Raw genomic sequence first — 8,752 nt, forward strand, 5'->3', positions numbered from 1 at the left:
GCCGTTAATCCTCCGGCAACAGTTTCAGGCCGCCGTTCTCCAGTTGGATTCGCCGCGCTTCGTCCGGATCCAGATCGTTGCGTTCCAACACCACTCGCCAGGTATCGCCCTGAATATCTGGCGAGCGGAATAGCCCGATCACCGCGACATAACGCGCACCCGCCTCCATCGGCATGTCCAGCCCCGCTACCCCGTCAGGCATTACCGTGACGTCGCGCTCAGCCAGAATGTCGCCCTTGAGCGTCTCATTCGCGCTGGTTAAAAGCGTCTGGTAATCCGCCCGATCGAACGCCTGGCGCTCTCTGAGCTGATAAACCCGGATAACCGTCGCCAACGGCGCGTTATTGTCATCGACATTGACCGTGCTCCGGGTGGTGAAATCGAGATGCAGCGTCTTGATGGTTTTGTAAAACAACGATTTCGTCATGGAAACCGTACCGTCAGAGACGCTTTGCGTTAACCCGCAACCGCTGAGCGTGGTAGCCAGGATCAAAGAAATTGCCGCCGGAGCGACACCAAATTTAAAAGTGATAACCGCCATCAATGGCCTCGCGTTTAACAGTATTGGGCTCCAGACCTCGATAAATACCCAGGTGGATGGTGACATCCTCCGAGAACCCGGATTGTGACATATTATTTTTATGACGGGCGTCCTGCTCGTCCCCCTTCGGGCCGTCGCAAGCGACGTTGAAAATCGCTCCCTGCGATTTTTTAAGACTCAACAAACTGTTACGACCAAGCAGCACCTCGCGACTGCCGAGCGTGGCGGAGGGCAACGCGCTGCGCGGCACTCTCAGACGCAATCTTGCCGTACATCGCCAACCGAGATAGACCCGTAGCAAAACCACCAGATCGCTGTGAAGCTGTCCATTCTCCATCCAGGCTTTGGCCTGCTCAGGAGTCGCTGGATAGAGCGTCAGTTCAAGCTGGCTATTCGCGTCAATGGCGCTTTTGCCAAGCACCTGGCGTTGGGACAAATTCACCGCGCGTTTGCCGCCGAGCGACACCCGTTGCCGGATGGCGACCCGCTGCGGGTAGTGCGCCCGCACCTCGGCATGCGTTTCGGGCGACAACAGCTTAACCAGCGAAACAATACCCTCGGCGGTGCGCGTCGGCATGCGCATGGTGCTCAGCAACGCCAGAAAACGAGAGATCGGCGTGGCGATGTGTTTGGCCGCGCCCGGCACGCCCAACCCTATCAGCCCCAGCAGGCATTGCGACGTATTATCGCGCCCGCCGGCCTCAAAGGATGCCGGGTAGGAATACTTACGCCAGATGCGATAAAACTGCGTCAAAATACGATGATTGAAAATATCCAGAAACGCTTCCAGCGCTTCATGTCCCTCGCGCCGCTGGGCGATATCATCAAGATAGCTGGTCGGCAGCGGCGAATCGACGCCGTACAATCCGAGGAAAGTCGTACGAATGGTCGGCGGCCGTTCGGGATGCTGTTCGTCCCACTCCACCCGTTTCAGTTCGCTTACCGGAAATCCCATGCCCGGATGGGGCCGAAAACGCACCGGATCGTCTTTGGGCGTCAGCGTAGCGCCCAGCGGCGCCGCCGAGGGCTGAGCGAACTCAAGAAGCTGACAAAAACGATAGAAATTCGCTTTCGGCAGATTCGCCTGCAACGCCTCAATCAGCCGGGTATGCGCTGACTGTGATTCTCTTTCCATCGCAGGCACTCTCCGTTCGGTTGTATAATCAGCGTTAGCTGGGTGAAAAGATGAATATCGGCATACAAGGCGAAGAAGCGATTAAGCAGTTCGCCGAAAAGACAGATATCGCCCTTACCGCTAAACCCTTCATTGCTCAGCGTTACCTCAATATCCACCCCGCGCAGCATAAATCCTTTCTCGAAGCGCTGCACCAGGTGATGTTTCACGTCGACAATGGCCTCAAGCCGCCGACGATTCATTTCACTGTCGGTCCAGTCATAAAGCGCCAGCGTACCGCGCAGCACCTCGGCGTTATCCATCATGCTAAGAAAGTTCGACCCCAGATGGCTGAGCACCCGCCAGTGAAAACGGTCTTCCGCCGGCGGATAGCAAGGCATCGTCGGCGAACACAAATTACGTACGCGCAACGGCACCTGCGCCAACTGCTGCGCGCTGTCCAACAGCGTACTGCGCAAAGCCTTGCGCGGCAGTTGTCCATTGGTGCCGGTCATCCGCAGCGACAGCGTTTCGTCAGGAAACAATTTATCCGATTCGAACGCATCGCCGCCGAGGATCAGCCAGGTATCGTGCAGACCGGACGGCCCGCGCCGCACACGCGTGTGGAAATACCGTTCCGGCGCCGTATGGCGCAACATGCCGCCACGATGGCGGAAACTGGTAAAAGGCACATACTCTTGCTCTTTCACGCGCTTGGAAGAACGTACGCTGTCCACGGAATAGATTTCCGTATGCCCGTCCTGCACCCGCAGCGGGCGCAACAAATATTCATTTTCCAGTCCGGAAATGGTTAGAGGATCGGCGTCCAGTTCAAACAGGTTAATTACCGGCACGCAGTGCAACAGAATATTCTGCTCGCTAAAAGAGAGTTCATGCGGCCATGATTCATTCAGCACCACGTCCAACTCGAACCAGTCGAGATTATCCGGGAAATGAACCTTCTCCAACCCGTTAAGCTCAATGAACATGAACTTTTCGCGAAAGGTGAAATATTCCAACAGCAGTTGATAGCCGCTAAACGCGGCATCGCCTTTCGGCCACAGCAGATCTTCGCTGCCAAAACCCTGAGGAGAAAAATAGCCGTTCAACTGACGGCGCTCATTACCCTGCCCCGAATGACGCAGGTAGATCGTCTCGGTCTGACGGGTAAAAGCCAGATGCAGCGCCGAACTGACGGGGCTGTCCGCGTTGAGATAAAGCGGTAGCCGACTCAGATCCTCACGCTGCCAGTCCGCCAGCGCGCTGCAATTAAAGCGCAGGCGGATAACCGAACGCCCGTCGGCTTCGCTGTGCAGCGAGGCCTGACTCAGATCAAGCGGGCGCAGAAATAAGGGACGCGTTGTGCGATAGCGACAACGCGTGCCGCGTGCGCCGATCGGCCGGGAAATAACCTCAAATCCGGCTTTCACTTCATCACTGCTTTTCATATCCCGCCAGTTCGGCGCCAGTTCCACAATAGAAAGCGACGGAATAGTGCGCAGATAATGCGGCCACAGTAAACTGACCAGCCCTTCAGTCAGTTCCGGCAGGTCGTCATCCAGCTTTTCGCGCAAACGGCCCATCATAAAAGCGAAACCTTCGAACAGGCGCTCAACATAAGGATCGCGATCGCCGACTTTATCCAGATTAAGCATCGCCGCTCTGTCCGGATGGGCCTGCGCAAACTCCTTCGCCGCTTCTTTCAGGTAGCGCATTTCAGCTTCAAAATAGCGCAGGGTTAGATCATCCATGCTTTCCTCATCACACTTTTACCGGCCCGATAACGGCCGATTAAATATTTTAACACAGAATCAGTCGGTTACTGAGCGCATACCATCGCCGCCTTGACTGGGTCGATAGCGACCAGACCGGCGATGAGAGCATCGATTTGCTGCGCCAACGCGGTTTTATCTCCCTGACTGCGCTGCATTTTTACCCGCAGCATCTTCAGTAAACGCGCCCGGACTTCAAAGATCAGCTCCGGTTCCCAGTGTTGCAGTTGCAACGGCTGCGGAGCGCTATTCAGTTCATTGAGCAGGGGCAGCGCAACATCCGAGCGCCCGCCCTGCTCCGCCACCCGCGCCATCAGCAAACGCTGCAACCAGCGCTGACGCTGAGTCGCGATCTCGGGTAGCTGCCACAGCCAGGCCAGCGCGGCATCAATACCCTCGGTCTCAACCCGCACCATCGCTTCGCTTTCCAGCGATAAAATATCGTTATCGCCCTGGGTTGCGCTAGCCTGGAGATCCGGTTCGATAGGCGCCTGATTACCTTGCACATGCTGGTCAATCCATTGTCGGGTAATTTCGTCGGCAAAGGGCGTGCCATCGTTGTAGCTTTGCAATTCAAGATCGGGCAACCGCTCCAGAAACATCCCGAGGTCGCGCTTGATGATATCACCCCACTGCTCATAAGGGTGACCCGATTTGCTCAACGCCTGGCAGGTATACCATTGTAAATCCAGCCAGAAATGGTTCACGCCCTCGGCAAACATTCGTTCGGTTTGTTCAAGCAGTTCCAGCCAGTGCTGCTGTTGGTGCAGGCGTTTTAGCTGCGCGCGCAACTCGCTGCGGGGCGGCATCAGGCGGGTATGTCCGGAAGCATCCTGCGGCGGCAGTTGATGCAGGGTATCCCAGCGTAAGCTTCGCATCAGCCGTGCGCTGGAAAGCCATCCTTGAGGCTGATCGCGCAAGTAGCGCGACAGCTCGCGCGCCTGATCCAGCAAATCGCGGCCGGACTGGATACGCTGCGTCGGCGGCGGACTACTGTGCATTGTCTGGCTGGCTGCGGGTTGCAGAGCCGATTCGCCGGATGCCGCGGACTCCGCTGCGGGCCGCGCCGTAGACGGCGCGCCGCCGGAGCGCAGCAGCCGTTCATGCATCGTTGCCGCCAGCCCCTGCAAGGCCGGTCGGTTCTCTTCTTTCCAGTCGGCGAACAGATGATCCAGCAGCGCCAGCGCGCCGACTATTTTTTCAAAATCCGCCGCCGTAACCTCTGGATAGAGGTAGAGGCTGTCTTGTAACTTGCCGCCGGTCAGCCACTCCAGCGCCAGGCGGCGACTATTCTTGCGGGTTGGCAATAAGGTCTCGCCAAAAGTCGCCACCAGCCCCGCCAACAGTAGCAACCCCTGCGCCAGCCCCGCTTCCCCGTCACGATGCAATCGAGCCCAGATATAGTAAGTAGCGACGCGAACATCTTTACAGCGGGTGGTGAGCAAGGTTTCAGCCAGACTGCAAACCAAATCGGTATCTATCCCGGAAAGCTTGTTAACCTCATCGCGCATCCGTTGGAAATCGTCGTCATAGGCAGGATCCTCACCCACCGGCGACGCGCTATCAATCGGTTGCAGCCAGTGATGCCATCCATTCACCCACTTACGGGTTTCCGCCAGCGGGTCTCGTTGCCCAAAACAACTGATGATTAATTGTTGCAACATCTATGCATCCTTATCAATTATTCTAAAGACGGGTGGCTTCCTGATTAAATAAAAAGCTATTTTTGCACTTCTCATACAAATTTTCGCCAGAGCCACCGCCTTTCTTCAAAACATCTGCCGACATCAAGCTAATAACACAATATTTTAATTTATTTTAAGTGCATATTTTTTATCAAAAACCTTCCCTGATAAAAAATATGACGTCGTCAGCGTTGCACCCTGCAAAGAAACCACAAATTCACCGTTTTTACTTGGCACGCCGCGTATAACAACACAATTAAACCGCACTGGCGAATCCGGATCGCAAAGATGTATTTTTAATCCAACATCTGAAGGGCTAATTGAATAATTAGCTCTAGCGCCATCCGCAGGACCGGCATTTCCAGTGATAGTTACTTTGGCATAGTACGGTTTACCAACATAGCCATCAGGTAATTTATCCGGTGAAAACTCGACCTTAGATACACATCCTAAGATTAAAAGAGAAAAGCACAAAATCGTTATTCTTTTCATATGCCTCCCGAGCTTTTTCAAAACAGAAAACCCTCTTCCATTTTATCAGATAAATTTAATTAATTTTGAAGAAATATTTTTTATCAAAAACCGTCCCTGATAAAAAATATGACGTCGCTAGCGTCGCACCCTGCAAAGAAACCACAGAGTCACCGATTTTACTTGGAACGCCGCGTATAACCACACAATTAAATCGGACAGGAGAATCTGGATCGCAAAAAGAAATTGTTAACCCTGACTCCTCTGGTTTAATTTTATACTCAACACTTGCACCATCTACATGACCTGAGTTGCCAATGATAGTTACTTTGGCATAGTACGGTTTACCAACATAGCCATCAGGTAATTTATCCGGAGAAAACTCGACCTTAGACACACATCCCAAGATTAAAAGAGACAAGCACAAAATCGTTATTCTTTTCATATGTTATTATGGTATTTTTTCAAACACCATAGCTCCAAATGTATTTTTAAGGAAATCCGACAAGGTTAAATTTAACTCTAGCCAATCCTTGACCTCACCCCATGAAAATAAATTAAGTTTTACTATTTCGTTTAAATTACTCTCCAGTGTAACTGGCGTATTATCTTTCGCCAGTCTGACAGGGCCTTCCCAAACAATCCAGTGGTCTTTGAAGGGCGAATCAGCACCCAGTTGCAACATACCTGCCGATATCAAACTGGTAATATGCCGACCTTGCCCAACATAATTATTAAGCATAACCACATCACGTAATTTACTGTGAGTTAAAGAGATATTACTAAATAGTTTTCTTGATCCCATTTTAGTAAACCAATCTTCGATACGCCCCCACATAGTTATAGCAGAAACTTTATCGTCAGGAGAGTCATATGTCATCAATCTATTTTCTGAATCCCTCAAGCTAGCAAGTGAAATCCAGTCGATGCCTGATATCTTCTGTTTCCCATGAGAATAAAATAAATTCCCAGGTCTTCTGGTTTTAAAAGATGGTTCTATATTTAAGTCACCGATTTTTATTTTTCCATTGCGCCATAACCCTCTAACTATGGCTTCATATAAATCAGGTCTATCTATAAGCAAACAATAAAAAAATGCGGCAGGACCACATAACATGGTTTCTTGTTGAAATGGATAAGGATACACACGGACGCCAAGAGACGGACTTCTTAATGTGGAAGAGGACATTCTTATTTGCAGTTCACTATCAATTTTTTCTTTACTAAACGGGTCAAGAGGGTCGCCGATAGGATGTTCTGGTGCAATAAACATTCTTTCTTCACAAGAAATTTTCACATGATAGCTATTTATATTCCCTTGTTCTGATTTTTTCACCTGTTGAGATGTTTCAAAATAGCATACATTTTCTTTTCTATTAGATGAAACCAGTTTCCCACTTATCATATCTTGCAACCGATACATCCTGCTAACCGGTTCATGAAAAACTCGGATATACTCTTCGCCGGATTTTCGATACAACATGACATCCATAATATAAATAGTCGATAAATCATCACCAGTTTCTTCTGTCTCATGCGTACCTGTTGTGTAACCAGAACGTACGGATTGTTTTTTCACCTGAAGTAAAAAAATTTTTTCACCACTTCCCTTGGTTTTATGTATGGATAAATCATAATAAATATGTTGATAGGGTATATTAGAGCTAAATTTAGTGTATATACGATATTTGGCCACAGCCCCCCCCTTTAAAATATCAGCTCTGTAATAAACGTATGGATATAGATTCTTCACGGCTTCTGGTAAATACTTCAGTGTAGCCTTGCATATCCGTAGTTCCCTTTGTATATGTCCCATCAGGAAAATAGGCGATATAATCAGTTTTCACATATGGTTTATCCATATCATCTGTCATAAGAAATCGAATATTATAATCAGCTACATTATTAAACTGAGGTAATACTGGCGGTTCTATTGACGCAGATCCCATCCGCTGCACCACCGGCGTCTTCAGCAACACGTTGTTCGGCGCCCCCAGCTCTATCTGCCCGTCCTTAAGTCGGATATACCCGCCGCCGCAGTTCAGCAGCATTTCCGTCTTCGCCGTCACCACCACCCTGTCGTCCTGACTCGCCACCGTCAGTTCCTTTTGCGCCAGCAAATCCAGCCCATCGCTCTGCGCCTGCACTTCCACCTTGCCCTGCGCCGCCAGCATCTTTATTCCCAGCCGGTGCGCAAACAGACTCAATGCCTCACGCACCGCCACGCGAAACGATTTGCCGATGCTGATGTCCCCGTCCGCTCCGCTCGTGGCTATCAGACTCTCCCCCGCCGACAACTGCACGCTACCCGGCGTCACCTCCGCTATCCCCGACGGCGACGATATCAATACCCCCTGCTGCTTCAGCCCCTTCAGCGTATCGTTCAGCAACGCCGTCTGCTTTTCGATATCCGCCAGCTCCGCTCTCGCCGCCTGCGCCGCATGCCTCAACCCCTTCGCCTCCGACAACGCCTGCTCCAGCTGCGCTATCGCCGCCGTCATATCCAGCGCCTCGCCCTGCGCGCCTGCCTGTTCGTCCGCGCTGATGAACAGCCCTTTCCCCGCCCGTATCGAGCCCCACTGGTCGGTGCGCAGCTCAAACCCTTCTCCCCGCCGCTGACGGCTGCCGTCCACCAGATGCCCCAGGTTCAGCTGCGACTTGCCGCCGTACTCGGTCGACAGCTTGATATGCTCTTTGCCCCGCTCGTCCTCCATCCGCAGCTTGTTGTTCGCCGGCGTGCGGATGACATTGCGCTTGTTGTTCGCCTGCGTTACGTGGTCCGGGTGCCTGGAGTCGTGCAGCGCATACGCAATGTACGGCCGGTCCGGGTTGCCCTCCCCGAACGCTATCGCCACTTCCGTTCCCGCTATCAGCGGCAGGTGCATGCCGTAGGTGTCCCCGCTGTACGGCTTCGCCAGCCGCACCCACAGGCTTTCATAACCCGTCTTCCAGTTGTCCAGGTCGAAGTCGAACTTCACCCGGTAGCGCCCCTGCTTGTCCAGATGCGCATAAGCGTCGCCCTGCGTGATGCTCGTCACCCGCGCCGGCAGCGTTCCCGCTATCGTCGGCCGGGGTTCCGGCGTGGGACGAAAACCCACCGTCTCGCTGTACGGTATGCCGGTAAATGTCAGCGTATAGCTGCTGTCCCGCCGCGCCCCGGCGCTGACCG

The 8,752-nt window shown here is 52.4% G+C and carries 8 protein-coding genes; all 8 read right to left on the minus strand.

What is annotated here, in order from left to right; genetic code table 11:
* Positions 1 to 4: 4 nt before the first annotated feature.
* Positions 5 to 541, minus strand: coding sequence for a type VI secretion system lipoprotein TssJ (gene tssJ, locus ABRZ28_RS20610; protein ID WP_319603364.1), 537 nt, complete (start codon positions 539 to 541; stop codon positions 5 to 7).
* The gene (gene tssG, locus ABRZ28_RS20615; protein ID WP_330521385.1) at positions 522 to 1,676 is read right to left on the minus strand and encodes a type VI secretion system baseplate subunit TssG; all 1,155 of its coding nucleotides are present in this window, start codon (positions 1,674 to 1,676) and stop codon (positions 522 to 524) included. Before tssG ends, tssJ begins: the two co-directional genes overlap by 20 nt.
* Positions 1,640 to 3,406, minus strand: a complete 1,767-nt coding sequence (tssF, locus tag ABRZ28_RS20620; RefSeq protein ID WP_319603366.1) for a type VI secretion system baseplate subunit TssF — start codon at positions 3,404 to 3,406, stop codon at positions 1,640 to 1,642. The genes tssG and tssF overlap by 37 nt, the downstream gene beginning before the upstream one ends.
* Before the next feature lie 68 nt (positions 3,407 to 3,474).
* On the minus strand, positions 3,475 to 5,091 hold the full coding sequence (gene tssA / locus ABRZ28_RS20625) for a type VI secretion system protein TssA (protein ID WP_330521386.1): 1,617 nt from the start codon (positions 5,089 to 5,091) through the stop codon (positions 3,475 to 3,477).
* A 144-nt stretch (positions 5,092 to 5,235) separates the two neighbouring features.
* Positions 5,236 to 5,604, minus strand: a complete 369-nt coding sequence (locus ABRZ28_RS20630; protein ID WP_330521387.1) for a hypothetical protein — start codon at positions 5,602 to 5,604, stop codon at positions 5,236 to 5,238.
* A 55-nt stretch (positions 5,605 to 5,659) separates the two neighbouring features.
* Positions 5,660 to 5,980 (minus strand): hypothetical protein, encoded by a 321-nt coding sequence (locus tag ABRZ28_RS20635; protein ID WP_330521389.1) that lies wholly within the window; start codon positions 5,978 to 5,980, stop codon positions 5,660 to 5,662.
* Positions 5,981 to 6,034: 54 nt separating this feature from the next.
* Complete coding sequence (locus tag ABRZ28_RS20640) at positions 6,035 to 7,279, minus strand: hypothetical protein (RefSeq protein WP_330521390.1); 1,245 nt, start codon at positions 7,277 to 7,279, stop codon at positions 6,035 to 6,037.
* Between the two features lie 19 nt (positions 7,280 to 7,298).
* Positions 7,299 to 8,752: DUF2345 domain-containing protein (locus ABRZ28_RS20645; RefSeq protein WP_330521391.1), on the minus strand; the 1,454-nt coding region annotated here is incomplete at its 5' end.

Origin of the sequence: Brenneria sp. g21c3 (genome assembly GCF_040240345.1) — a bacterium.
GTDB lineage: Bacteria > Pseudomonadota > Gammaproteobacteria > Enterobacterales > Enterobacteriaceae > Brenneria.